Genomic DNA, 24,382 nt, shown 5'->3' on the forward strand with positions numbered 1-24,382 from the left:
TTGTTGGTCGACCTCAGCTCGCGAGCAGCACCGCCGACAGTCGCTTGGCCGGGCCGGGGCCGGCGTCGCCCACCGCGTTCACCCGCTTGAGCTCGTTCCGGGTGAGGTTGCCCAGGTCCTGGTGGATCGCGCGCAGCGTGCGGTCGGCGACGGCGTCGACCCAGGGCTGGGTGAGCTCGACGACCTGTCCACTGTCCTCACCGAGCCCCCAGGCGCGCGCGATCGACCCGCCCAGCGCGTGCGGGCCGCCGCCGGCGGCCGCCTGCTTGCCGAAGATGCGCATGCTGGGGACCTCCTCGTCGGTCAGCGGGCCGCCGAGCTGGTGCAGCCGCTGTTGCACGTCGTCGGCGGACAGGTCGATGCCGGCGTTGGCGTACGGCTGCTGGGCCAGGTCGGGGTCGAGCAGCACCAGCAGGTCGAGCATGCCGCCCTTGGCCCGGGTGAAGACCCCCGTGCCGGGCCGGTCGGGCCGGTGGCCGAGCGCCAGCACGTCCAGCTGCATGAGCGTGCGCACGGCCGACAGGTGCATCGGCGAGTGCGCCGCACCGTGCTGCCCGGCCCGGTAGGCCGCATAGTGCCACTCCGAGGCGTCCGGGGCGTCGGGGTCGACGTCGATCGCGCGCAGGCCCTTGGCCAGCTGAGCGACCGCGGCCCGGTGGCGAGCGGCGGCGTGCGCCGAGGCGTCCTTCATGCCCGTCGACAGCCACTGCGCCATCTGCGGCAGCGAGCGGAAGCCGTAGTTGCCCTTGAGCAGCTCGGCGCCCAGTCCGCCGAGCTTGACCATCCGGGGGTTGTACCAGGTGCCGCTCATCGGCAGGACCCGGTCGTACAGGCCCAGGTGGCTGGTGGCGAAGACGGGGATGGCGGCCTCGCTGAGCCGGATGGGGTCGCCCGGGTCGACACCGGCCCGGGAGTTCAGCGCGAAGCCGCCCCACCTGCTGAGCTGCTGGGCGCAGGCGTAGTCGGCCTCGTTCGCCGCAGACCGGTTCCACGACTCGATGAGCACCTGGTCCTGAGCGCCCGCGCGGCGCACGGCGGCAAGCATCATGCGTGAGTCGACGCCACCGGACAGCGCCAGCTCCGGCACGACGCACGGCGAGTCGGCCAGCGCCCGGACCACGGCGACGGTCGAGGCCGCGATCCGCCGGGTGAGCTCGGCCCGGTCGTCCTGCACCCGCGCGACCCGCACGGGCAGCGAGTCGCCGCCCAGCCGCATCCGCAGCCCCAGGCCGCGGCGTTCCACGTGGAACGAGCGCCCCGCCGGCAGGGAGCTGATCTGGTCCAGCAGCGTCTCCGGCGACATCGACTGGTGGGTGATCGCGAGGGTGCGGGTGCGCGCGGTGGCCGCCTCGAGATTGACCGTGGTGGTGCTGCCCATGGCCGTGCGCAGGTCGCGCAGCAGGAGCAGCGAGTCGCTCACCGCGACCCAGCCGGACCCGCCGGTGTGCAGCACGGGGATCGAGCCGAACAGGTCGCGCGTGACGGTCAGCTCCGGGCCGGCCCAGGACACCTCGAGGAACTCACCGGACAACCCGTCCAGGTCGCCGGTGCCCATCTGCTGCCAGCCGGCGAGCCCGAACCCCAGCGCGCCCCGTTCGTAGTCGACGGCCGTGCCGATGCCGAACCTGCTGCCCGCGACGTGCCGGTGCACGTCCCGCGCGACGACGAGCACCGTCCGGTGCCGCCAGGTCGTCTCCAGGACCTCCCGCTGCGGGACGTCGTGCTCGGCCAGCCAGCGCTGGACCCTGCGGCGGCCTCCCCGGTCGCACACCACGACTGCGTACGTCGACACGTCCCCCACACCTCACTGCCGCACCACCGACCTCCCTGTCGGTGGCTGGTGGGGCTGAAGGTAAACCTGTGACTTCGACGACGTCTCCCCAACACGCCGAGGAGAATGTTCACCGATCCGGCCGCCTCTGAAACAATCCGCGCCGCTCGGCGGATTCCCGGGCGTGGCCGCGGGCGGGTTACTGCCCTGCCTTCAGCCCCAGCAGCTCGATGATCCGGTGCAGGTCGTCCACCGAGGCGAACTCGACGGTCATCCGTCCCTTGTGCTTGCCCAGCTGCAGCTTGACCCGGGTGTCCAGCTGGTCCGACATCGACGCCGCGAGGTCCTCCAGCTGCGGGTCGCGCTGGGCAGGTCCGCGCGCGCTGCGCTGCTTGGGCTCGTCGTCCATGCCGAGCGTGACGATCTCCTCCACGGAGCGCACCGACAGCCCCTCGGCGACGATCCGCTGGGCCAGTCGCTCCATCGCGGCGGCGTCGCCGAGACCCAGCAGGGCCCGGGCGTGACCGGCCGACAGCACGCCCGCGGCGACCCGGCGCTGAACCAGCGCGGGGAGCTTCAGCAGCCGGAGCATGTTGGAGATCTGCGGGCGGGACCGGCCGATGCGGGTGGCCAGCTCGTCGTGCGTGCACCCGAAGTCCTCGAGCAGCTGCTGGTAGGCCGCGGCCTCCTCGAGGGGTTGAGCTGGGCCCGGTGCAGGTTCTCCAGCAGGGCGTCGCGCAGCAGGTCCTCGTCGGTCGTGTCGCGCACGATCGCCGGCACCGTCTGCTGGCCGGCCTGGCTGCTGGCGCGCCACCGGCGTTCACCCATGACGAGCTCGTAGCGCACCTCACCCTCGCCGTCAGCGACCGGGCGCACGACCACCGGCTGCAGCACCCCGATCTCGCGGATGCTGGCCACCAGCTCGTCCATCTCCTCCTCGGCGAAGACGGTCCGCGGCTGGCGCGGGTTCGGGCGGATCGCGGCGAGCGGGATCTCGGCGAAGGTCGCCCCCGGCACGGGCGCCAGGCCCTCGCCTGCCGGCACCGCCGCTGCATCGACGGCAGCCTCGCTGGCGGCCGTGTCCTCGGCCGGGGCGGTCACGTCGGTGTCGGCCGCGCGATCGTCGTCCGGAGTCTGCGGGGCCGCGTCGTCACCTCCCGGCGCCTGCTGGTTTCCCGTGAAACGAGCCTCGTTCGAGTCCGCCGCGCGGTCCTCTACGGTGGCGGCCGGACGCTGCTCGGCGAAGAACACGTCGCTGGGACGGGGCGTCCCCGGGGTCGCCGGGGCGCTGGGGATCAGTGCACCCAGCCCACGTCCCAACCCTCGCCGCTTGTCGCTCACGCCGTCCTCGTTCCCACGTCGGTTCTGCCGTTCTGTCCCGCGTCACAGATGACTCGGTTCGCGCCCCGCTGGCGCACCCGCGAGCCTATCGAGCGGGTGGGGTCGCGCCGCGCACCCACTCCGCCCTGGGGAAAACTCCGTCAGTCCGCGCGCTGCGGCGCCCGCAGCGCCAGCTCCCGGGCCGCGTCGGCGTACGACAGCGCGCCGCTGCTGCTCGGGTCGTACGTCATCACGGTCTGCGCGTGGCTCGGCGCCTCGGAGATGCGCACGCTGCGCGGCACGGTCGTGCGCAGCACCAGGTCGGGGAAGTGGTGGCGCACCTCGTCGGCGACCTGGGCGGACAGCCGGGTGCGCCCGTCGTACATCGTCATCAGGATCGTCGAGACGGCCAGGCCGGGGTTCAGGTGGGTCTGGATCATCTCGACGTTCTTCAGCAGCTGGCTCAGGCCCTCGAGCGCGTAGTACTCGCACTGGATGGGGATGAGCACCTCCTGGGCGGCCACGAACGCGTTGACCGTGAGCAGTCCCAGGCTCGGGGGCAGTCGATGAAGACGTAGTCGTAGTCGCCCTGGCCGTCCGCGGCGGCCGCAGCCAGCGCGCGGGAGAGCCGCTGCTCGCGCGCCACCATCGAGACGAGCTCGATCTCCGCCCCGGCGAGGTCGATCGTGGCCGGCACGCAGAACAGGCCGGGCACGTCGGGGCACTCCTGGACGACGTCCGCCAGCGACGTGCCCTCCACGAGCACGTCGTAGATCGACGGGACCTCGGCGTGGTGGTCGATGCCCAGCGCGGTGCTGGCGTTGCCCTGCGGGTCGGTGTCGATGACCAGCACCCGCAGCCCGGCCTGCGCGAGCGCGGCCGCGATGTTGACCGTGGTCGTGGTCTTGCCCACGCCGCCCTTCTGGTTCGCCACGGTCAGCACCCGCTGCGCGGCGGGCGCGGGCAGCTGCTCGACGGCGGGGCGGACGCGCGCCGGAGCGACGGGGGCCGGCGCCGGGGGCTCGGAGTCGATGAGATCGGCGACCGCGGCCTCCGCGTGCTCCGGACCGGACAGCGGCGCGGTCGCGACCTCTTCCTTGTCCGCTGCGACGGGAGCCGGCGCGGCCTCCTCCGGAGCAGGTGTTTCACGGGAAACCACGGCGCCATCCTCCGCTGCGAACTGGGTGAGCATCGGCGAGTCGTCCGGCGTCACTCCCTGCCAGCCCATCGGACTGGGGTCGCCCGGGAGGGCGGCGTGGCGGGCAGGACCGACGCCCTGCCAACCGACAGGAGTCGGCGTCACGGACTGCACGGGGTTGCTCACTCTCCTCGACCTGGACGGGCCCGGCGCCGCTCGGCGCGACGGGCCTTCTTGCGGGCGGCGGTGCGGGCGGGACCGTCACCGACCGGCTGCCGCAGCTGGGGAGCGACACCATCGAGCGTCAGCTCCACCACCGTGCTCGGCGGATCGAGCACGCCCTCACCGTAGGTCGCCACGCGCCGCTGCGCGACTCGGAGCCGGTCGAGCACCTCGGCGTCGGCCTCCAGCTCGCTCGCGGCGCGTTCGCCCTTCAACGCCACCATCCGCCCGTTGGGCCGCAGCAGCGGCAGCGACAGGCGGGCCAGCTCCCCGAGCTGGGCGACGGCGCGCGAGGTGACCTCGTCGACGACGACCTCGCCCCAGGCGTTCTCGGCCTTGCGCTGCAGCACCGTCACCTCCAGCCCCAGGTCGTGCACGACCTCGGTGAGCCAGCGGGTGCGGCGCTCGAGCGGCTCGACCAGGGTCACCCGCAGGTCGGGCCGCGCGATGGCCAGCACCATGCCGGGAAGCCCGGCGCCGCTGCCGACGTCCGCCACGGTGGCGTCCGGACCGAACGCCGGGGTGATGACCGCGCAGTTCAGGACGTGCCGGTCCCACAGCCGCGGCACTTCCCGCGGCCCAATCAGGCCGTGCTGCACCCCGGTCGTCTCGAGGAAGCGGACGTACGCCGTCGCCAGCTCGAGCCGGTCCCCGAAGATGCGCGCGGCGACCTCGGGCGGCTGACCCGAGGGAGAGGCGTCAGCCTGTTCCACGTGAAACGCAGGCTCGCTCAGGCGGGGAGGACCACGACGTAGCGCCGCGGCTCGGCACCCTCGGACTCCGAGGTCAGCCCGGCGGCGAGCACGGCGTCGTGCACGACCTTGCGCTCGAAGGCGCTCATCGGCTCCAGCGAGCGGCGCTCACCGGTCTCCTTGACCTCGTCGATGACGACCCGGGCGCTCTCCACCAGGTCGGCGCGACGCTGGGCGCGGTGACCCGCGACGTCCAGCATCAGGCGCGAGCGCTCGCCGGTCTCGGCCTGCACCGCGAGCCGGGTCAGCTCCTGCAGGGCCTCGAGCACGGCACCGCCCTGGCCGACCAGCCGGCGCGGCACGCGCCCTCGTCGCTGTCGACGATGGCCACGGCGGCGCGGTCGCCCTCGATGTCGACGTCGAGGTCGCCGTCGAGATCAGCGATGTCCAGCAGCGTCTCCAGGAAGTCGGCTGCGACCTCGCCCTCGCGCTCCAGGTGCTCCTTGCGGGAGGACGGCCCGCCCTCGCCCCGCTCGGACGCGGCGGCCGCGGTCTGGTCGTCCTCGGTCTGGTCGTCCTCGTCAGCGGCGGAGGACTCGTCGGCCTCGTCACCGGCTGCGGCGTCGCTCGAGGCGGTCGACTCCACCGGCTCGGTGGGTGCCGCGCTCTCGCGGGGCTCGGCGGCCTCCGGGGTGTCGGTGGCCTCGGCGGGCTGCGGCATCTCCTGCGGCTCGGTCTCGGTCGAGGCGTCGTTCTGCTGCGTCATGCGGTTGCTCCGGAACGGGTCGGGCGGCCACCACGGGGTGCGGGCCGCTGCGGGACGTGGCTGGTGGGGTGCGCTAGCGCTTGCGCTTGGGCTTGTTGCGCTTGGGCTGCACCCGTTGTCCGCTCGTCTTGCCGGCCTGGGTGCCGGCGGCGGTGGCCTTGCCGGGCGTCGCGGTCGGCTGCGCGGGGGTCTCGTCGGCGGCGGGCAGACCGGGCACGGTCTCCTTCTTGGTCACCTTGCCCTTGGCGCGGTTGCGCGCCTCGAGGGCCTTCTCGGCCTCCGAGCCGGGCGCCGGCATGCGACGGATGACGTAGAACTGCTGACCCATCGACCAGATGTTGGTGACGAGCCAGTAGATGAGCACACCGATGGGGAAGTTCGGGCCGGTCACGAAGAAGACCAGCGGCATGGCGTACATGATGATCTTCTGCTGCTTGGCCATCGGGTTGTCGAGGGCCGCGGCCGGCATGTTCTTCATCATCAGCTGGCGCTGGGTGAGGAACATCGTGACCGACATCAGGATGATCAGGACGACCGTGACGATCTTGGTCGAGGCGCCCTCGCTGTTCAGGAACGAGCTGGACAGCTGGGCCCCGAACAGGGTGGAGCTCTCGGCCTGGGCGGCGAGCTCCTGGGTGAGCGGGCCGATGCCCTCCCGGCGCCCCTCGGCCATCGCCGGCAGGTTGTTGAGGACGCGGAACAGCGCGAAGAAGAACGGGCTCTGCAGCAGGATCGGGAGGCAGGAGCCGAACGGGTTGGTGCCCGTCCGCTTGTAGAGCTCCATCGTCTCCTCAGTCATCTTCTGACGAGACTCGGCGTCCTTCTTGCCCTTGTACTTCGCCTGGATCTTCTGCATCTCCGGCTGGATGAGCTGCATCCGCCGGGAGGACTTGATCTGCTTGACGAACAGCGGGATCAGCAGGATGCGCAGGACGATGACCAGCCCGACGATCGACAGCGCCCAGGTCCAGCCGGAGTCCTCGGGCATCCCCACGGCGGTGAAGACCGCGTGGAAGCCCACCATCACGACGGCGACGAACCATTCGAGCGGGAAGAGCAGGGTGTCGAGCATGTGTTCCTCAGGCGGTAGTTCCCGGCCCGGTGGCCGGGTCGGACGGACGGACCCGCGGGGCGGGCGGTGGAACGTGGTCGACGCCACCCGGGTTCCACGGGTGGCAGCGCAGCAGCCGCCGGACAGCCAGGTAGCCACCACGGAACAGCCCGTGGCGACGCAGCGCGGTCACGGCGTACGCCGAGCAGCTCGGCGTGAACCGGCAGCTGGGCGGGGTCATCGGCGAGACGAATCGCTGGTATCCGCGGATCAGCCAGATCAGCGGCGTCGCGAGCCAGACGAGCAGGCTGCGCGGTTCGGTGCTCATGAGCCGACCCGGGCCGGTCGGGCCCGACGCAGGGCGGTCGGAAGCAGCCGGTCCAGCTCGGCTCCCAGCGCCGCGGAGTCGGCGAGCCCCGCCCGCGGCTGAGCTCGCACCACGACGTCGGTGCCGGCCGGCAGGTCGGCCAGCCGGGCCGCCATCAGGTGCCGCAGCCGGCGCCGGGTGCGGTTGCGAACGACGGCGTTGCCCACGGCCTTGGAGACGACGAAACCGACGCGCGGCGCATCCGGTGCGGATGCGTCCGACGCGTCGGACTCGGCGTGGGTCACCAGGTGCAGGACCAGCAGGTCGCCTCCGGCGCGGCCGCTCGGCAGGCGCGCCGCGTCTCGCCGACCACGCAGCACCGTGCGGAACTGGTCAGGTCGTCGGAGGCGGTGCGCCGAGGGCAGCACGTCGAGGCGAGGCTCGGGGCGCGGGGTGCGCGCGGCGAGCCGGCTCAGGCCGACAGCTTGGAGCGGCCCTTGGACCGGCGCGAGGCCAGGATGGCGCGGCCCGCGCGGGTGCGCATGCGCAGGCGGAAGCCGTGCTTCTTGGCGCGGCGGCGGTTGTTCGGCTGGAAGGTGCGCTTGCTCAACGTCGTCTCCGGTGTCGATCGGCAGGCGGGCTGCCTGCGGTAGGTCTGCACGGGCGGGGCCCGAGCGGCTGCGCAGCCGCTGTCGTAGGCCCACGGGCCGCCCCGCACCGGGACGCGGGACGACGCGAGGCCGACCAGCACGATGTGGGCGAACGCATGAGCATGCGAGAGCGGCCGCGACGAGCACGGCTGATTCAGGGTACGGTCCGCCGTCAACGCCGGTCAAACCGCGCGGACCCTCGCGCTAGTCGAGTTCCCGGGCCCCGTCAGCGCGACACGCCGACGAACGCGAAAAAAGTCAGGGCTCATGTTGCCGCGGCGCGAGCAAGGTTGTTACCTTCGGCCCTTCCGGTCAGCGCACCGTCCCCGCACCCCTCGACCCTCGGGGTGCGCCATGCACAGTCTGTGGATAAGTTTGTGGACAGGCGTGCCGTTCTGTCGTGGCGTGCCGGTCGAGCTCCAGCAGTCGTGAGAAGAGGAACAGGGGCACGTGAGCGACGAGCAGCCAGATCTGGCGCATGTGTGGCACTCCACGTTGCTCCTCCTCGACGAGGCCGGGCTCCCCGCCCGTGACCGCGCCATCCTGCGGCTGACCCGCCTGGTCGGGGTCGTCGACAAGACCGCGCTGCTCGCGGTGCCGTTCGACCACACCAAGGACGTCATCGAGCAGAGCCTGCGCGAGTCGGTCACCACCCACCTCGGCCAGCAGCTGGGCCGTGACGTGCACCTCGCGGTCGCCGTCGACCCCCAGCTGCGCGCCGCCGTCGAGGACGAGGCGGTCGTGGAGTCCGGGGAGGACCTCGACGAGGTCGAGCAGCCCGCGCTCAGCGACAGCCTCGCCGAGCAGGCCCCCAGCCGCGAGCCCGCGCCGCGCGCCCCGGCTACCACCTCGCCGGCCGACGCGATGGGCGACTCCCGGCTGAACCCGAAGTACACCTTCGACACCTTCGTCATCGGCGCCGGCAACCGGTTCGCCCACGCCGCGGCGTTCGCCGTCGCCGAGCTGCCGGCGAAGTCGTACAACCCGCTTTTCGTCTACGGCGGCAGCGGGCTGGGCAAGACCCACCTGCTGCACGCCATCGGCCACTACGTGCGCAACCTCTACCCCCACCTGCGGGTGCGCTACGTGAACTCCGAGGAGTTCACGAACGACTTCATCAACTCGGTGAAGGACGGCAAGGCGGCCAACTTCCAGAAGCGCTACCGCGACGACGTCGACGTGCTGCTCATCGACGACATCCAGTTCATGCAGCGCAAGGACGGCACGCAGGAGGAGTTCTTCCACACGTTCAACGCGCTGCACAACAGCGACAAGCAGATCGTGCTGACCAGCGACCAGTCGCCCAAGAACCTCTCCGGGTTCGCCGACCGGCTCCGCTCGCGCTTCCTGTGGGGGCTGCAGACCGACGTAACGCCGCCGGACCTGGAGACCCGCATCGCGATCCTGCGCAAGAAGGCCGACGCCGAGCGCAAGAGCGTGCCCGACGACGTGCTCGAGCTCATCGCGACGAAGTTCCCCACGAACATCCGTGAGCTCGAGGGCGCGCTGATCCGGGTGATGGCCTTCGCCTCGCTGTCGGGCCAGCCGGTCGACCTGTCCTCGACGAGCAAGGCGCTCAAGGACGTCGAGCCCTCGCCGCGCGCGGGCCAGATCACCACGACGCAGATCATGGCCAAGACCGCGGAGTACTTCGGGGTGACGGTCGAGGAGCTCACCTCCCAGTCGCGCTCGCGCACGCTGGTCAACGCCCGGCAGATCGCGATGTACCTGTGCCGTGAGCTCACCGACCTGTCGCTGCCGAAGATCGGCCAGCAGTTCGGCGGCCGCGACCACACGACGGTCATGCACGCCGAGCGCAAGATCAAGAACCTCATGGGCGCCAAGCAGCCCCTCTACGACCAGATCACCGAGCTGACCGGTCAGATCCGACGGGACGCCGCGCAGGCCGCTTCCTGACCCACCCGCCGGCGACGCTCACCTTGCGTCCCGGCCCCCGTCGTACGTCATCCACACCTGCTGTGGACAACCTCCCCTGCCTGGGGATAACCCTGAGTGCTCCCTGGACGCGACGCGTCCCGGCGCGGCCGGCGACGCTATCCGTGCTCTCCTGCCCATCATCCACAGACTGTGGACAACGCCGTGGACAACCTCCTCACGCATCCCAGTCATTCACTGGAACCACACCCGTCACACCTGCACCGTTCCGGGGACAGTCGGTGGACAACCGGGGCACAGCTGCGGACGACCTGTGGGAGCTCCGGTGGACCGGATGTGTCGTTCGCGGCTCGTCCACAGACCCGCAGAGTTATCCACAGTGCTCGTCCCCGGGTCGTCCACAACCGGGTCGCGCGCGATGCCGCCGACGCAACCGGTTGTCCACACGATCCACAGCGCCGACGACGATCACCACAGTTCTCCATCAGCATCCGTCCCGCCCCGCGCACCTGGGGACGAGCAGGAGCGAGCAGCCAGGGTGAACCACAAGAATCGATCCCCGCCGGGTAGGGTCAGGCCCACCCGCACGGGAGTGCTCTCGTGCGGGCGACGTGCGCGCGAGAGCGAGGACCGCTGCTCGCGCTCCACTGCGACGCACTGCAGACGACGGCAAGGACGGTTGAACGTGAAGCTTCGGGTCGAACGCGATGTTCTGGCGGAGGCGGTCACCTGGGTGGTGCGCGGGCTCTCGCCGCGGCCGCCGCTGCCCGTGCTCGCCGGAGTGCTGCTCGAGGCCACCGACGACGGGCTGACGCTGAGCGCGTTCGACTACGAGGTCTCCGCCCGCGTCACCGTGAAGGCCGACGTCGACGAGCCCGGCACGGTGCTGGTGCTCGGCCGTTTGCTGGCCGACATCTCGCGCTCGCTGCCGCCGCAGCCGGTCGACATCGCGACCGACGGCGCCAAGGTGCAGGTGACCTGTGGTTCGAGCCGGTTCAGCCTGCAGCAGATGCCGACCGACGACTACCCCACGCTGCCCGCCTCCCCCGAGGCCACCGGCGCGATCGACGGGCAGCTGTTCACCCAGGCCGTCAGCCAGGTGTCCATCGCGGCCGACCGCGGCGACACCCTGCCGATCCTCACCGGCGTCCGGGTCGAGGTCGAGGGCGAGAAGGTCACCCTGCTCGCGACCGACCGCTACCGGCTGGCGATGCGTGAGCTGACCTGGAACCCCGCGTCCTCCGACGCCGACTACACCGCCCTGATCCCGGCGCGCACCCTCTCCGACACGGCCAAGGCGCTCGGCGCGGCCGGCTCGGTGCAGGTCGCGCTCGGGACCGCCGCGGGCGGCGACGGGCTCGTCGGCTTCGAGGTGGGGCAGCGCCGCGCCACGACCCGGCTGCTCGACGGCGACTACCCCAAGGTCACCTCGATCTTCCCCACGAGCGTCGACACCGTGGCGGTCGTCGACACCGCGGTGCTCACCGAGGCGGTCAAGCGCGTGTCGCTCGTCGCCGAGCGCAACACCCCGGTGCGGCTGCGCTTCGCCGAGGGCCAGGTCGCGATCGAGGCCGGCACCGGCGACGACGCGCAGGCGAGCGAGGCGGTCGAGTGCACCCTGACCGGCCCCGAGCTGGAGATCGCGTTCAACCCGCAGTTCCTGCTCGACGGGCTGGGCGTGCTCGGCACCCCGTTCGCGCGGCTGTCGTTCACCCAGCCCAGCCGGCCGGCCGTGATCTCGGGCCAGCAGGAGGCCGACGGTGATTCCGACGAGAGCTACCGCTACGTCCTCATGCCGGTGCGCTTCGCCAGCTGAGCCCGAGTAGCGTCGCCCGTGACGACGTACGACCTCGCCTAAGGAGCAGCGACCATGCAGATGGGTCTGATCGGCCTCGGCAAGATGGGCGGCAACATGCGCGAGCGCATCCGCCGCGCCGGCCACGAGGTGATCGGGTACGACCGCAACCCGCAGGTGAGCGACGTCGCCTCGCTGCAGGAGCTGGTCGAGAAGCTCGAGCCCCCGCGCATCGTGTGGGTGATGGTGCCCGCCGGTGAGCCCACCCGCGCGACCGTGCGCGAGCTGGCCGGCCTGCTCACCGAGGGCGACCTGGTGATCGACGGCGGCAACAGCAAGTACACCGACGACCAGCCCAACGCCGACCTGCTCGCGCAGACCGGTGTCGGCTACGTCGACTGCGGTGTCTCCGGTGGCATCTGGGGCCTGGAGAACGGCTACGGCCTGATGTGCGGCGGATCCGACGAGCACGTCGAGAAGGCGATGTGGATCTTCGACGCGCTGCGCCCCGAGGGCCCGCGCGACGAGGGCTTCGTGCACGCCGGGAAGGTCGGCGCCGGGCACTACACCAAGATGGTGCACAACGGCATCGAGTACGGCCTGATGCACGCCTACGCCGAGGGGTACGAGCTGCTCGAGGCCAAGGACATCGTCACCGACGTGCACGGTGCCTTCAAGGCGTGGACCCGCGGCACGGTCGTGCGCTCGTGGCTGCTGGACCTGATGGTCAAGGCGCTGGAGGAGAAGCCCAACCTCGAGGGCATCAGCGAGTACACCACCGACTCCGGTGAGGGCCGCTGGACGCTGGAGGACGCCATCGAGCTCGCCGTGCCGATGCCGGTGCTCGCGGCCGCGCTGTTCGCGCGGTTCGGCTCGCGGCAGGAGAACTCCCCGAGCATGCAGGCCGTCGCGGCGCTGCGCGGTCAGTTCGGTGGGCACGAGGTCATGCAGTTCGGTCAGGAGCCGTGGCGCGAGCAGGGCCCCAAGGAGGGTCAGGCCGAGGTCAGCCCCGCGGCCGAGACCAAGCAGGACGACCAGCTGCAGACCCCGGGCGCTGCCGCCAACGACGACTAGGCCGACGCCGCCTCGTGCACCTGCGTCACCTCACGCTCGCCGACTTCCGGTCCTACCCCGCGGTCGACGTCGCGCTGGAGCCGGGGGTCACGACGTTCGTCGGGCTCAACGGGCAGGGCAAGACCAACCTGGTCGAGGCGGCGGGCTACCTGGCCTCGCTGTCCTCGCACCGGGTCTCCCAGGACGGGCCGCTGGTGCGGGCCGGGGCCGAGCGGGCGATCGTGCGGGCCGCGGTCGTGCGCGACGGTCGCGAGCAGCAGCTGGAGCTGGAGATCAACCCGGGGAAGGCCAACCGGGCCCGGCTCGGCCGGGCGGCCGCGACCCGGCCGCGCGACGTGCTCGGCACGCTGCGCACGGTGCTGTTCGCCCCGGAGGACCTGGCCCTGGTCAAGGGTGACCCGGGCGAGCGGCGGCGGTTCCTCGACGAGCTGCTGGTCGCCCGGCAGCCGCGCTGGTCGGCGGCCCGGTCCGACTACGACAAGATCGTCAAGCAACGAAACGCGCTGCTGAAGTCGGCAATGCCGTTGCTGCGCAAGGGTTCTCGGCGTCGAAACTCCGATGTCGACGTCGACTCCGAGCTCGCCAGCGCGTTGCACACCCTCGAGGTCTGGGACTCCCACCTCGCCACGGTGGGCGGGTCGCTGGTCTATGCGCGGCTGCGGCTGCTGCGTGACCTGTCGCCCTACCTGGAGAAGGCGTACGACGAGGTCAGCGCCGGGCGCTCGCAGGCGCGGGCGACGTACCGCTCGTCGCTGCACGAACCGGTCGCCGCACGGATCGCGGCCGGGGAGGTCCCCGAGCAGGAGGAGATCGTCGCGGCGATGCACGAGTCGTTCGCGCAGGTGCGCACCCAGGAGGTCGAGCGCGGCGTGACGCTGGTCGGCCCGCACCGCGACGACGTCGTGCTGCAGCTGGGCGACCTCCCGGCCAAGGGGTACGCCAGCCACGGCGAGTCCTGGTCGTTCGCCCTGGGTCTGCGGCTGGCCTCCTTCCAGCTGCTGCGCACCGACCTCGGCACCGACCCGGTGCTGGTGCTGGACGACGTGTTCGCCGAGCTGGACGCGGGCCGCCGGGAGCGGCTGGCCGCGCTGGTCGCCGACGCCGAGCAGGTGCTGATCACCGCGGCGGTGGCCGACGACGTGCCGGAGGCGCTGACCGGCCGGCGGTTCGAGGTGGAGCTGGGGAAGGTCGCGGCGTGCCCGGACTGAGCACCCTGCACCAGGGTGAGCGCAGCGAGTCCGACTGATCTGCTCCTGCGTCGCTCGCGGGCGGTGGTGCCCGCGGTCCCACCCTCGACGAGGCGGGCGCGTGGGGGCAGGCGGTGCGCTGGCACGAACCTGCATCTGCGACCGTCGTGCGTGCAGCATGTGGTCAGGTCGTCCGGCGCAACCGAAGGAGGGATCGGCATGGACCTCCCGGAGCAGGGCGGCGGGGCGGACGACCGGTCCCCTGACGCGCCGCCGGCCGACTCACCTCCAGTCGACTCCTCCCCGACCGACGGGCAGCCGGGCGATCCGGCGCCTGACGAGCTGGGTTCGGCCCGGGCCGCCCTGGCCCGCGCCCGGCGCGCCGCGCGCGACCGAGGCCTGCGCCCCGGGTCGCCGGCCGCGCGCCGGCGCAAGGCGGGAGATCTCGGGCGTGGAGGGCGTACGTCGGACAAGGGTGGGCGCGACCCCGCACCGCTGGCCGACCAGCTGGACCGGTTGCTGCGCGACCGCGACTGGCAGGTCGACGTCGCCGCGGGGTCGGTGATGAGCCGGTGGGCCGACATCGTCGGGCCCGACGTGGCGGCGCACGCGACGCCGGTGTCGTTCGAGCAGGGGCGGCTCACCGTGCGGGCGGAGTCGACCGCGTGGGCGACCCAGCTGCGCTGGCTGGAGTCGACGCTGATGTCGCGGATGAGCGACGCGGTGGGCGCTGGCGTCGTCCAGGAGCTGCGGGTGGTCGGGCCGTCGGCGCCCTCGTGGAAGCGTGGACCCCGGTCGGTCAGCGACGGGCGCGGCCCGCGCGACACCTACGGCTGACGCGGGGGCCGCGGCCAAGCTCGTGGCGACGCCGCGCATACCCATGGGTATGGACGTGAACTAGCCATCCCCCGGTTCGGTGCCTACCGTGGTCGGCTGGATCGGCGGCCCCCGCCGGACGACCTCGAAGGGAATCCTCCAGGTGAACGACGCGCAGCGACCGCCCGGTCGCGACACCGACCGCCTCGACGAGATGCTCGACGAGGACGGCACGGGCGACCAGGACGTGCGCTATCTCGCGCCGATGCCGACGCGTCGTCCCGGGGCCGACACCTCCGACGACCCGACCGCCGCCACCCCGATCGAGCCACGGCCCGGTGGGTACGCCCGTCCGGCGATCGACGGCGCGGCCCGCGAGCGCGGCCGGCCGGGGGCTGGCTCGCGCCGGTGCTGGTCATCGCGATCTCGCTGGCCAGCCTGCTCGCGGTCTTCGCGCTGACCCGCAGCGGCCCGGACCGCACCACCCAGCCGATGCCCTCCCCCTCGACGGCGGTGCAGTCCCCGAGCGAGCCGACCCCTGCTCCGAGCACGCCGGCGCAGAGCACGCCCACCGACCCGGCGACCAGCGACTCCCCCACCTCGCCTGAGCCCACCCCGAGCGAGACGTCGACGCCGGAGTCGAGCGAGGAGCCCGCGCCGCAGGAGAGCGCGACCACGCCGGGGGCCACCCCCTCGCCGACGCCCACCCCGACGCCCACTCCGACGGAGTCGCCCAGCCGCACCTCGTCCTCCCCGTCCCCGCGCTCGTCCGAGCCGCGGCCCGAGCCCACCGTGACCCGGGTGGCGCTGCCCGGCGGCGTGCGCACGTGCGGCACGGGCGTGGGGGCGACCGGCTCGGCGAGCTGCCCGTTCGCCAACAACATCGCCTCGGCGGCGCGCGCCGCCGAACGGTCGGGCCGCTACACGCTGCAGGTGTTCAGCCCCACCACGGAGCAGTCCTACGAGGTGAGCTGTCAGGCCGGCACGATCCACGTCTGCCGCGGCGGGCGTACGGGCGTGATCTACGTCGTCGTCTGACCGCCGGACCGCGCGGTGACGCGACCGTAGGTCCGGGTGGCGCGGGGCGGAACGAGCGAAACCGGCATCGCCCGCCCTGAGCCCTCAGAGGCCCGGGGCGCGTGATCCCCCTCGTCCACACACCCGTACGCGCGCCACGACCGTCCACAAGGCGCCTCCTGCGGGTGATTCGCCATGCGCGACCGGTAAGATGGACGACGGTCTGCAACCCGTTGCCGGACACTCGCCGAGGGCGGGCAGACCACACCATCCGTGGTCGTCCTGCGGGTCCTCCGCAGGACGTCGCCGCGCCGAGAAGGAGCACTGTGGCTGACGAGCCCGACACCCCCGACCAGACCTCGAGCACCCCGGAGCCGTCGGTGGCCGAGCGGTTGCCCGACGACGGCAGCTACGGCGCCGACGCGATCCAGGTCCTGGAGGGCCTGGAGGCGGTGCGCAAGCGCCCGGGCATGTACATCGGCTCCACCGGCGAGCGCGGCCTGCACCACCTGGTCACCGAGATCGTCGACAACGCGGTGGACGAATACATGGCCGGCCACGGCGACCGCATCGACGTGACGCTGCTCGCCGACGGCGGGGTGCGGGTCGTCGACCACGCGCGCGGCATCCCGGTCGAGCTCAACGAGGCGTACGGCATGTCCACCGTCGAGCTGGTGCTGACCCAGCTGCACGCGGGCGGCAAGTTCGGTGGCGGCGGCTACAAGGTGTCCGGCGGTCTGCACGGCGTCGGCTCCTCCGTCGTCAACGCGCTGTCGACGCGGCTGACCGCCGAGGTGCGCCGCGACGGCAAGATCTATCGCGTCGAGTTCGAGCAGGGGTGCCGCTGGCGCCGCTGTCGGTCGTCGGCGAGACCGAGGTCGACGACACCGGCACCACCATCACCTTCTGGGCCAGCGGCGACATCTTCGAGACGACCGAGTACGACTTCGAGACGCTGCGCGCCCGGTTCCAGCAGATGGCCTTCCTCAACAAGGGGCTGACCATCACGCTCACCGACGAGCGACCGCGCGAGGTCGAGGCGGGCGCCGAGGAGGAGGCCCAGGCCGAGGGCGAGGCGGCCGCGACCGAGCGCAAGCCGCGCAGCGTCAGCTATCGCTACGACGACGGCCTGCTCGACTACGTCAAGCACCTCAACTCCAGCAAGCGCAGCGAGCCGGTGCACGAGGACATCATCGCGTTCGAGACGAGCGACGAGGGCCGGATGCTCTCGCTCGAGGTGGCGATGCAGTGGACCGGCGCGTTCAGCGAGTCGGTGCACACCTACGCCAACGCCATCAACACCCACGAGGGCGGCACCCACGAAGAGGGCTTCCGCACCGCGATGACCTCGCTGATCAACGCCTTCGCCAGGCAGAACAAGCTGGTCAAGGACAAGGACGACAATCTCACCGGCGAGGACATCCGCGAGGGTCTGACCGCGGTCATCTCGGTCAAGGTCGGCGAGCCGCAGTTCGAGGGCCAGACCAAGACCAAGCTCGGCAACTCCGAGGTGCGCGGCTTCGTTGCCTCCGCCGTGCGCGACCAGCTGGGCCATTGGCTCGAGGCGCACCCCCGCGAGGGCAAGGCGATCGTGCAGAAGGCCGCGCAGGCGGCGGCCGCGCGGATGGCGGCCCGCAAGGCGCGCGAGGCCACCCGCCGCAAGGGCCTGCTCGAGACCGGCGGTCTGCCCGGCAAGCTCAAGGACTGCCAGAGCAACGACCCGACGATCTCCGAGGTCTTCATCGTCGAGGGCGACTCGGCCGGCGGCTCGGCGGTGCAGGGGCGCAACCCCTACAACCAGGCGATCCTCCCGATCCGCGGCAAGATCCTCAACGTCGAGAAGGCCCGCATCGACAAGGTGCTCGCCAACAACGAGGTGCAGGCGCTGATCTCCGGCTTCGGCACCGGCATCGGCGAGGACTTCGACATCACCCGGGCGCGCTATCACAAGATCGTGCTGATGGCCGACGCCGACGTCGACGGCATGCACATCCGCACCCTGCTGCTGACCCTGCTCTTCCGGTTCATGCGTCCGCTCATCGAGGCGGGGTACGTCTACCTCGCGCAGCCGCCGCTCTATCGGCTCAAGTGGTCCAACGCCGAGCACGAGTTCGCCTTCTCCGACCGTGAGCGCGACGTGCTGGTGGCCGAGGGCCAGAAGAACGGGCGGCGCCTGCCGAAGGAGAACGGCATCCAGCGCTACAAGGGTCTCGGCGAGATGAACTACCAGGAGCTGTGGGAGACCACGATGGACCCCGACCACCGGGTGCTGCTCCAGGTCACGCTCGACGACGCGGCCGCCGCGGACGAGATCTTCTCGATCCTGATGGGCGAGGACGTGGAGTCGCGGCGCGGGTTCATCCAGCGCAATGCCAAGGACGTGCGGTTCCTTGACATCTGACGAAGCGCGCAGCGCAGGTTGGAGCCGAGCGCAGCGAGGATCCGGCCGGAGCGGAGTGCGAGGAAGGTGTCACGAAGGCTTGACATCTGAGGTCTATGGGCGCCCGGGGTGGGCAGGCCCTACGGGCCAGCCATCCGGCCTCGCAGGCTCGGCCTCCCGCCAGGCCCGTCCACGGCCCTACGGGCGTGCCTGCCCCCGGCTCGGGTCTGCTGACGCAACCACTGACGTACCGAATCTTGTTGAGCAGCAAGGGATCTGATGACTGACGACCTTCCCCCGAGGACGAAGGCACGACTGCGGTGGGCAACCGGGTCGACCCGGTCGACCTCAACACCGAGATGCAGCGCAGCTACATCGACTACGCGATGGCCGTCATCGTCAGTCGTGCGCTGCCGGACGTGCGCGACGGGCTGAAGCCGGTGCACCGGCGCATCGTCTACGCCATGTACGACGGGGTTACCGGCCCGACCGCGGGTACAACAAGTGCAGCCGCGTCGTCGGTGACGTCATGGGGCAGTACCACCCGCACGGCGACAGCGCGATCTACGACGCGTTGGTGCGGCTGGTGCAGCCGTGGTCGATGCGCTACCCGCTCGTCGACGGGCAGGGCAACTTCGGCTCGCCGGGCAACGACGGTGCGGCGGCGCCGCGATACACCGAGTGCCGGATGGCGCCGCTGGCGATGGAGCTGGTGCGCGACATCGACAAGGACACCGTCGACTTCGAGCCGAACTACGACGGCAAGACCATGCAGCCGTCGGTGCTGCCGGCGCGCTTCCCGAACCTGTTGGTCAACGGCTCGGCCGGCATCGCGGTCGGCATGGCCACGCAGATCCCGCCGCACAACCTGCGCGAGGTGGCGGCGGCCGCGCAGTGGTTCCTCGACAACCCCGAGGCGACCCGCGAGGAGCTGCTCGAGAAGGCCATCGAGCTGGTGCCCGGGCCGGACTTCCCGACCGGCGCGCTGATCATGGGCCGCAAGGGCATCGAGCAGGCCTACCGCACCGGGCGCGGCTCGATCACGATGCGCGCGGTGGTCGAGGTCGAGGAGATCCAGGGGCGCACCTGCCTCGTGGTGTCCGAGCTGCCGTACCAGGTCAACCCCGACAGCCTCGCCGAGAAGATCGCGATGCTGGTCAAGGAGGGCAAGATCGGCGGCATCGCCGACCTGCGCGACGAGACCTCGGGGCGCACCGGTCAGCGCCTGGTCATCGTGCTCAAGCGCGACGCCGTGGCCAAGGTCGTGCTGAACAACCTCTACAAGCACACCCAGCTGCAGCAGACGTTCGGCGCGAACATGCTCGCGCTGGTCGAGGGCGTGCCGCGCACGCTGCCGCTGTCGGCGTTCATCCGCTACTGGGTCGACCACCAGGTCGAGGTCATCGTGCGGCGCACGAAGTTCCTGCTGCGCGAGGCCGAGGAGCGCATCCACATCCTGCGGGGCCTGCTCAAGGCCCTCGACATGCTCGACGAGGTCATCGCCCTCATCCGCGCCTCGCGCTCGGCCGACGCGGCCCGCGAGGGGATCATGGAGCTGCTGGGCGTCGACGACGTGCAGGCCCGCGCGATCCTCGCGATGCAGCTGCGCCAGCTGGCCGCCCTGGAGCGCCAGCGCATCGTCGACGAGCACGACGAGCTGCAGGCCAAGATCGACGACTACAACGACATCCTGGCCAAGCCGGAGCGCCAGCGGCAGCTGATCAAGGACGAGCTGGCCGAGGTCGTCGACAAGTACGGCGACGACCGGCGTACGCGCATCGTGCCGTTCGACGGCGACATGAACATGGAAGACCTGATCCCCGAGGAAGACGTCGTCGTGACGATCACCCGGGGTGGTTACGCCAAGCGCACCAAGCTCACCGAGTACCGCTCGCAGCGGCGCGGCGGCAAGGGAGTGCGCGGTGCGCAGCTGCGCGGCGACGACGTGGTCGAGCAGTTCTTCACCACGTCCACGCACAACTGGTTGCTGTTCTTCACCAACCACGGGCGGGTCTACCGGATCAAGGCGTACGAGCTTCCCGAGGGGTCGCGCGACGCCAAGGGTCAGCACGTGGCCAACATGCTGGCCTTCCAGCCCGACGAGCAGATCGCCGCGGTGCGCTCGATCAAGGACTACGAGCAGGAGCCCTACCTGCTGCTCGCGACGCAGCGCGGTCTGGTGAAGAAGACCCGGCTGACGGAGTACGACAGTGCCCGCTCCGGCGGGCTGATCGCCGTGAACCTGCGCGACGGTGACGAGCTGGTGGGCGCGGCGCTCGCGAGCGGCTCCGACGACGTGCTGCTGGTCTCGCGCAAGGGGCAGTCGGTGCGCTTCCACGCCAGCGACGACGTGCTGCGGCCGATGGGCCGGGCGACCTCGGGCGTCACCGGCATGAAGTTCCGCGACGGCGACGACCTGCTGGCGATGATGGTCATCCACGACGACGAGGACCCCGACGTGTTCGTCGTCTTCGAGAACGGCCTGGCCAAGCGCACCGCCGCGTCCGACTACCCCGTGAAGGGGCGCGCCACGCTGGGCGTCAAGGTCGCGCAGCTGAGCGACCGCGGCGGCGACTTGGTGGGCGCGCTCGCGGTGGACGAGGACGACGAGGTCATGGTCGTCATGGAGAAGGGCAAGATCGTGCGCTCGCGGGTGGCCGAGATCCGGCGCACCGGGCGGTCGACGATGGGTGTGCAGTTCGCCACACCGGCCTCGGGCGACTCGATCGTGGCGGTCGCGCGCAACACCGAGCGGGAGGTCGAGGAAGAAGTCGAGGATGCCGTAGCGTCGGAGGAGTCCAGCGACGCCCCGACCCCGCCCGCCTCGGATGCCGAACCTGCTGACTCCGTCGAGGAGTCGGTCGAGGTGGAGTCGACCGAGGTCGAGGCCGCGCCGGGCGATGCGACCGACGAAATGACCGACGTTGAGCCGGGAGATGACGAGTGAGCAGCACCCCGCAGAGGCAGGGCGCCGGCAGTGACGCGGCGTCCGCCGCCGCGCGCAGCAAGGACACCGCGGCGGCGAAGCTGCCCCGACCGGGCGGTCAGCGGGCGAGTCGCTCCGAGGGCTCCAAGGGTGGCGGCGAGCGGGGCGCCCGGCCCCAGCGGCCGCAGCGTCAGGCCAGCGGCGGACGTACGTCTCGCTCGACTCCTCGCCGGGTGCGCCTGACCCTGTCGCGCATCGACCCGTGGTCGGTCATGAAGATCGCGTTCCTGCTGTCGGTGGCCGCGGCCATCGCCGGCGTGATCATGGTGGCGGTGATGTGGACCGTGCTGTCGGGCATGGGCGTCTTCTCGGCGTTGCAGGACATGCTCGGCCAGCTGGAGTCGGGCGGCGGCGGGTCGACGTTCGACCTCATGGACTACATCGGCTTCGGTCGCATGGTGTCGCTGTCAGTCGTCATCGGGGTCATCGACATCGTGCTGCTGACCGCGATCGCGACGCTGGCCGCGTTCCTGTACAACATCTGCGCCTCGCTCGTCGGCGGCATCCAGCTGACGCTGTCGGACGAGTAGGCGTTTTGTCGCCGTCGGCAGGCGTGGGGTAAAGTCACGTCCTGCGCGTCGCCCGGCCGACCACGGTCAGGCGACGCACGACGGTGCAGGGGCCTATAGCTCAGTCGGTTAGAGCGCTGTCCTGATAAGACAGAGGTCACTGGTTCAAGTCCAGTTAGGCCCACCACCGCCGCCCCGATGATCCAGTGACGAGGAGTCCTGAGATGAAGAAGGCCCTGATGGTTCTGGCGGCTGCGGGTGCGGCCGCGTTCGCGAACTCCAAGTACAAGTCGCACACCGTCGGCAAGGAGCTGTGGAAGCAGACCTCCGACCGTCCCGGCGAGAAGAGCATCTCCGCGAGCGCGAAGGTCGACTGACGCTCACCGCCTCGCGGCGGAGCAAGACCTGACGGCCCGCGTGGCCGGCCCACCGGCCGGAGCGCGGGCCTTCGGGGGCGTGGCGCAATTGGTAGCGCACCTGCTTTGCAAGCAGGGGGTTAGGGGTTCGAGTCCCCTCGCCTCCACCCAGCAGTCCGACCCAAGACCCTTCTCCATGCCGGAGGAGGGTCTTTGTCGTGCCGGCGGGACCACGTATAACGGAGGGCCTTGAGGTCGTACGTCGAACGGGGGTTTCGCGTGAGCGTCGGGTCGGGTCGGGTTGTCGAGTTCCTGGGACTGAACGGGTCGCCGGACGAGGGCGGCAGGGTGCCTCGGTGGCGTGGGTCGCCGCCGGGGACGGCCTGGCGGCACGTGGTGCTGTGGGCGGTCATCGCGTTCGCGGCGTACTGGTTGTTCGACGCGCGGATGCCGGACGACGACGGCTTCGGCGGGTTCGTGCCGGGGTGGCTGGCGCTGCTGATCTGGGTCGTGGGGATCACCCTGACCGAGCGGGCGACGCTGCGCGACCCGAGCCCAGCACGCGGGCCCGGGTCGCGCAGCGAGTCAGGCTGATGCGGGACGGTCCGTCCACGCCCTGCCGACGAGGCGGTCGTCTCACCTCGAGGTCCACTCACCGCCGTTGACCGCGATGACCTGCCCGGTGATCTGGCGGGCAGCGGGTGAGGCGAGGAAATGGACCGCACCCGCGACGTCGTCGGGGGTGCCGGCGCGGCCGGTGTGAGTGGCGGCGATCAAGGTATCGCGGCGTTCGTCGGTGAGCTGGTCGCGGAAGAACTCGGTGTCGGCGATGTAGCCGGGCGAGACCACGTTCGCGGTGATGCCGCGTGGCCCGAGCTCCGCAGCCAGGTCGACGTTCCAGGCGGCCACGGCGGCCTTCGCGGCACCGTAGGCACCGGCGCCCTTGTCCGCGGCGATGGACCCGATGTTGACGACGGTGCCGCCCCCGGCGAGCCGGTCGCTGACCGCAGCCGTCACCAGCACGGCGGTGAGCAGGTTGGCGTCGATGTTGGCTCGCCAGTTCGAGGCCAGGGACGCCAGGTCGTGCGGGGCGGGCCGGTCGAAGTCGGTGTTTCCGCCGGCGCAGTGCACGACCACATCCACAGATGCCGGCAGCTGGGTGGTGAGCACTTCCACCTCGGCGGGGACGGTGCCGTCGCACACCACCGCGCGGACGCCGAGGGCGTCGGCGGCATCGTGCAGGGGTGCGGGGCGCCGTCCGGAGATGACGACGGCGTCGCCATCGGCGGCGAAGACTGCCGCGACTGCCCGGCCGATGCCTGTTCCACCGCCGGTGACGAGAACGTTGCGTGCCATGGGCGTCCTCCTGATCACGTATGTTTAGGTCTAAACCCACCTGACGTTTAGACCTAAACATGGAGGCGGCCGATGAGCAAGCAGCTGCGCGAAGACGATCCCGTCGATGCTGTGGCGCTGGGCTGGCTGCGAGAGCGGCCCGGCACTCCGGTGGAGGGCATCGGCATCGTCACCCGGGTGTGGCAGTGCGCGAAACTCCTCGGCGAGGACCGCCGCCGGGTGCTGGCCGACGCAGGCGCCGATCCGGCGACGCTGGACCTGCTCAGCGTTCTGCGCCGCAGCGGTTCGCCCTATCGGCTGACCACTCGACAGCTGGCCGATCGCACCCTGGTCAGTGCCGGGGCAATCTCGCAACGGGTGACACGCGCCGAACGTGCCGGCCTGGTCACCCGCGCCAACGCAGCCGAAGGCTCCCGCACCGTGACTGTGTCGCTCACCTCGGCCGGGCACCAGCTCGTCGAAGGTCTGGTCGATCGAGTGCTGGGGCGCGAGGCTGACCTCGTCTCCCGTCTTACTCCCGAGCAACGCTCCGCCCTGACGGAGCTGCTCAGGCTGTTCCTCGCCGACCTGCATGCCCAGATCGGCCCCCAGCCGCCGTCTCAGGTGGGCTCACCGTGAGCAGCGCGGAGCGCGGGGCACAGACCTGTCCTATGGGCCAGGCGTGTCACAACTGTCAGTCCATTCGTCGGGGATGTTGTCTGATGCGGGACGGTCGGCGAGCTTGAGCCAGACGACGCCGGCGATGATCACCGCGAGCCAGAAGCCCTTGACCAGGGTCAGCGTCTCGTCGAAGAACACCGGGCCGAGCACGGCCGCGCCGATGGCGCCGATGCCGGCCCACACGGCGTAGCCGATGCCCACGTCGATCTGCTTCAGCGCGACGCTGAGGAAGAACAGCGTGAACAGGAAGAACACCACGGCGACCACCGACCACAGCGGGTCGGTGAAGCCGGTGCTGCCGTTGACGCTGAGGGCGTAGCCGACCTCGAACGCGCCGGCGACCAGCAGCGCGATCCAGGCGCGTCCCCTCTGCGCGGTCGGGGCGGGGGCCGTGGGTGTGGTGGCGGGAGCGGTCGTCATGAGGATTCCTTTC

The 24,382-nt window shown here is 71.3% G+C and carries 21 protein-coding genes, 2 tRNA genes and 4 pseudogenes; 15 read left to right on the forward strand and 12 right to left on the reverse strand.

Annotation, left to right across the window (positions count from 1 at the left end):
- Positions 1 to 13 precede the first annotated feature (13 nt).
- From QUE40_RS17255 to rpmH, 10 genes and pseudogenes are all read right to left on the reverse strand, one after another.
- Positions 14 to 1,792 carry a hypothetical protein gene (locus QUE40_RS17255; RefSeq protein ID WP_289231757.1) on the reverse strand — a complete coding sequence of 593 codons (1,779 nt, stop codon included), beginning with the start codon at positions 1,790 to 1,792 and terminating at the stop codon, positions 14 to 16.
- A gap of 178 nt (positions 1,793 to 1,970) precedes the next feature.
- Positions 1,971 to 3,112: pseudogene (locus QUE40_RS17260) on the reverse strand (ParB/RepB/Spo0J family partition protein).
- 140 nt (positions 3,113 to 3,252) lie between these two features.
- Positions 3,253 to 4,403: pseudogene (locus QUE40_RS17265) on the reverse strand (ParA family protein).
- An 8-nt stretch (positions 4,404 to 4,411) separates the two neighbouring features.
- Entirely contained in the window at positions 4,412 to 5,164 is a 753-nt protein-coding gene (gene rsmG, locus QUE40_RS17270) for a 16S rRNA (guanine(527)-N(7))-methyltransferase RsmG (protein WP_289231758.1), read from the reverse strand.
- A gap of 17 nt (positions 5,165 to 5,181) precedes the next feature.
- On the reverse strand, positions 5,182 to 5,472 hold the full coding sequence (locus QUE40_RS19795) for a Jag family protein (RefSeq protein ID WP_433997022.1): 291 nt from the start codon (positions 5,470 to 5,472) through the stop codon (positions 5,182 to 5,184).
- Positions 5,448 to 5,909 carry a hypothetical protein gene (locus tag QUE40_RS19800; RefSeq protein ID WP_433997023.1) on the reverse strand — a complete coding sequence of 154 codons (462 nt, stop codon included), beginning with the start codon at positions 5,907 to 5,909 and terminating at the stop codon, positions 5,448 to 5,450. The genes QUE40_RS19795 and QUE40_RS19800 overlap by 25 nt, the downstream gene beginning before the upstream one ends.
- 73 nt (positions 5,910 to 5,982) lie before the next feature.
- The gene (gene yidC, locus QUE40_RS17280; protein ID WP_142007146.1) at positions 5,983 to 6,981 is read right to left on the reverse strand and encodes a membrane protein insertase YidC; all 999 of its coding nucleotides are present in this window, start codon (positions 6,979 to 6,981) and stop codon (positions 5,983 to 5,985) included.
- A 7-nt stretch (positions 6,982 to 6,988) separates the two neighbouring features.
- The gene (gene yidD / locus QUE40_RS17285; RefSeq protein ID WP_142007147.1) at positions 6,989 to 7,288 is read right to left on the reverse strand and encodes a membrane protein insertion efficiency factor YidD; all 300 of its coding nucleotides are present in this window, start codon (positions 7,286 to 7,288) and stop codon (positions 6,989 to 6,991) included.
- On the reverse strand, positions 7,285 to 7,695 hold the full coding sequence (rnpA, locus tag QUE40_RS17290; protein WP_289231759.1) for a ribonuclease P protein component: 411 nt from the start codon (positions 7,693 to 7,695) through the stop codon (positions 7,285 to 7,287). The genes yidD and rnpA overlap by 4 nt, the downstream gene beginning before the upstream one ends.
- 44 nt (positions 7,696 to 7,739) lie before the next feature.
- Positions 7,740 to 7,877, reverse strand: coding sequence for a 50S ribosomal protein L34 (gene rpmH / locus QUE40_RS17295; protein WP_142007149.1), 138 nt, complete (start codon positions 7,875 to 7,877; stop codon positions 7,740 to 7,742).
- 490 nt (positions 7,878 to 8,367) lie between these two features.
- Here rpmH and dnaA point away from each other — a divergent pair, with 490 nt between their 5' ends.
- The 14 genes and pseudogenes from dnaA to QUE40_RS17365 all read left to right on the forward strand — a co-directional run bounded on the left by dnaA (position 8,368) and on the right by QUE40_RS17365 (position 22,527).
- Positions 8,368 to 9,834: a chromosomal replication initiator protein DnaA gene (gene dnaA, locus QUE40_RS17300; protein ID WP_236022164.1), complete on the forward strand. Its 1,467-nt coding sequence runs from the start codon at positions 8,368 to 8,370 to the stop codon at positions 9,832 to 9,834.
- Between the two features lie 664 nt (positions 9,835 to 10,498).
- A complete protein-coding gene (dnaN, locus tag QUE40_RS17305) occupies positions 10,499 to 11,629 on the forward strand; it encodes a DNA polymerase III subunit beta (protein ID WP_142007150.1) in 1,131 nt (376 codons plus the stop codon).
- Between the two features lie 54 nt (positions 11,630 to 11,683).
- Positions 11,684 to 12,682: a phosphogluconate dehydrogenase (NAD(+)-dependent, decarboxylating) gene (gnd, locus tag QUE40_RS17310; RefSeq protein ID WP_142007151.1), complete on the forward strand. Its 999-nt coding sequence runs from the start codon at positions 11,684 to 11,686 to the stop codon at positions 12,680 to 12,682.
- 14 nt (positions 12,683 to 12,696) lie between these two features.
- Positions 12,697 to 13,890: a DNA replication/repair protein RecF gene (gene recF, locus QUE40_RS17315; RefSeq protein WP_289231760.1), complete on the forward strand. Its 1,194-nt coding sequence runs from the start codon at positions 12,697 to 12,699 to the stop codon at positions 13,888 to 13,890.
- A 198-nt stretch (positions 13,891 to 14,088) separates the two neighbouring features.
- Positions 14,089 to 14,706 carry a DciA family protein gene (locus tag QUE40_RS17320; protein ID WP_289231761.1) on the forward strand — a complete coding sequence of 206 codons (618 nt, stop codon included), beginning with the start codon at positions 14,089 to 14,091 and terminating at the stop codon, positions 14,704 to 14,706.
- Between the two features lie 88 nt (positions 14,707 to 14,794).
- Positions 14,795 to 15,145 (forward strand): hypothetical protein, encoded by a 351-nt coding sequence (locus QUE40_RS17325; RefSeq protein WP_289231762.1) that lies wholly within the window; start codon positions 14,795 to 14,797, stop codon positions 15,143 to 15,145.
- Positions 15,094 to 15,723, forward strand: coding sequence for a hypothetical protein (locus QUE40_RS17330; protein ID WP_289231763.1), 630 nt, complete (start codon positions 15,094 to 15,096; stop codon positions 15,721 to 15,723). Before QUE40_RS17325 ends, QUE40_RS17330 begins: the two co-directional genes overlap by 52 nt.
- Before the next feature lie 305 nt (positions 15,724 to 16,028).
- Positions 16,029 to 18,103: pseudogene (gyrB, locus tag QUE40_RS17335) on the forward strand (DNA topoisomerase (ATP-hydrolyzing) subunit B).
- Positions 18,104 to 18,441: 338 nt separating this feature from the next.
- Positions 18,442 to 21,029 (forward strand): annotated as a pseudogene (gyrA, locus tag QUE40_RS17340) (DNA gyrase subunit A).
- Complete coding sequence (locus QUE40_RS17345; RefSeq protein WP_289231764.1) at positions 21,026 to 21,598, forward strand: DUF3566 domain-containing protein; 573 nt, start codon at positions 21,026 to 21,028, stop codon at positions 21,596 to 21,598. Before gyrA ends, QUE40_RS17345 begins: the two are co-directional and overlap by 4 nt.
- 89 nt (positions 21,599 to 21,687) lie before the next feature.
- Positions 21,688 to 21,764, forward strand: a tRNA-Ile gene (locus QUE40_RS17350).
- Positions 21,765 to 21,801: 37 nt separating this feature from the next.
- Positions 21,802 to 21,954 (forward strand): hypothetical protein, encoded by a 153-nt coding sequence (locus QUE40_RS17355; RefSeq protein ID WP_170206905.1) that lies wholly within the window; start codon positions 21,802 to 21,804, stop codon positions 21,952 to 21,954.
- Between the two features lie 73 nt (positions 21,955 to 22,027).
- Positions 22,028 to 22,100: transfer RNA gene (locus QUE40_RS17360), tRNA-Ala, on the forward strand.
- A gap of 181 nt (positions 22,101 to 22,281) precedes the next feature.
- Positions 22,282 to 22,527 carry a hypothetical protein gene (locus QUE40_RS17365; RefSeq protein ID WP_289231765.1) on the forward strand — a complete coding sequence of 82 codons (246 nt, stop codon included), beginning with the start codon at positions 22,282 to 22,284 and terminating at the stop codon, positions 22,525 to 22,527.
- Positions 22,528 to 22,569: 42 nt separating this feature from the next.
- On the opposite strand, the gene QUE40_RS17370 is transcribed toward QUE40_RS17365, so the two are convergent.
- The gene (locus QUE40_RS17370) at positions 22,570 to 23,289 is read right to left on the reverse strand and encodes an SDR family NAD(P)-dependent oxidoreductase (RefSeq protein ID WP_289231766.1); all 720 of its coding nucleotides are present in this window, start codon (positions 23,287 to 23,289) and stop codon (positions 22,570 to 22,572) included.
- A 72-nt stretch (positions 23,290 to 23,361) separates the two neighbouring features.
- On the opposite strand from QUE40_RS17370, the gene QUE40_RS17375 reads away from it, so the two are divergent.
- Complete coding sequence (locus tag QUE40_RS17375) at positions 23,362 to 23,907, forward strand: MarR family winged helix-turn-helix transcriptional regulator (protein ID WP_289231767.1); 546 nt, start codon at positions 23,362 to 23,364, stop codon at positions 23,905 to 23,907.
- Between the two features lie 30 nt (positions 23,908 to 23,937).
- Here the strand turns inward: QUE40_RS17375 and QUE40_RS17380 are convergent, their stop codons facing one another.
- A complete protein-coding gene (locus QUE40_RS17380) occupies positions 23,938 to 24,369 on the reverse strand; it encodes a DMT family transporter (protein WP_289231768.1) in 432 nt (143 codons plus the stop codon).
- Positions 24,370 to 24,382 lie beyond the last annotated feature (13 nt).

The sequence above is a fragment of the Barrientosiimonas endolithica genome (assembly GCF_030296655.1).
GTDB lineage: Bacteria > Actinomycetota > Actinomycetes > Actinomycetales > Dermatophilaceae > Barrientosiimonas > Barrientosiimonas humi.

Bases quoted from the DNA above. Each gene is read 5' to 3' on its own strand.
- QUE40_RS19800 (WP_433997023.1), bottom strand. From the start codon at position 5,909: ATGACGCAGCAGAACGACGCCTCGACCGAGACCGAGCCGCAGGAGATG.
- QUE40_RS17380 (WP_289231768.1), bottom strand. From the start codon at position 24,369: ATGACGACCGCTCCCGCCACCACACCCACGGCCCCCGCCCCGACCGCG.
- yidD (WP_142007147.1), bottom strand. From the start codon at position 7,288: ATGAGCACCGAACCGCGCAGCCTGCTCGTCTGGCTCGCGACGCCGCTG.
- QUE40_RS17355 (WP_170206905.1), top strand. From the start codon at position 21,802: ATGAAGAAGGCCCTGATGGTTCTGGCGGCTGCGGGTGCGGCCGCGTTC.
- QUE40_RS17375 (WP_289231767.1), top strand. From the start codon at position 23,362: ATGAGCAAGCAGCTGCGCGAAGACGATCCCGTCGATGCTGTGGCGCTG.
- QUE40_RS17370 (WP_289231766.1), bottom strand. From the start codon at position 23,289: ATGGCACGCAACGTTCTCGTCACCGGCGGTGGAACAGGCATCGGCCGG.
- yidC (WP_142007146.1), bottom strand. From the start codon at position 6,981: ATGCTCGACACCCTGCTCTTCCCGCTCGAATGGTTCGTCGCCGTCGTG.
- QUE40_RS17320 (WP_289231761.1), top strand. From the start codon at position 14,089: ATGGACCTCCCGGAGCAGGGCGGCGGGGCGGACGACCGGTCCCCTGAC.
- gnd (WP_142007151.1), top strand. From the start codon at position 11,684: ATGCAGATGGGTCTGATCGGCCTCGGCAAGATGGGCGGCAACATGCGC.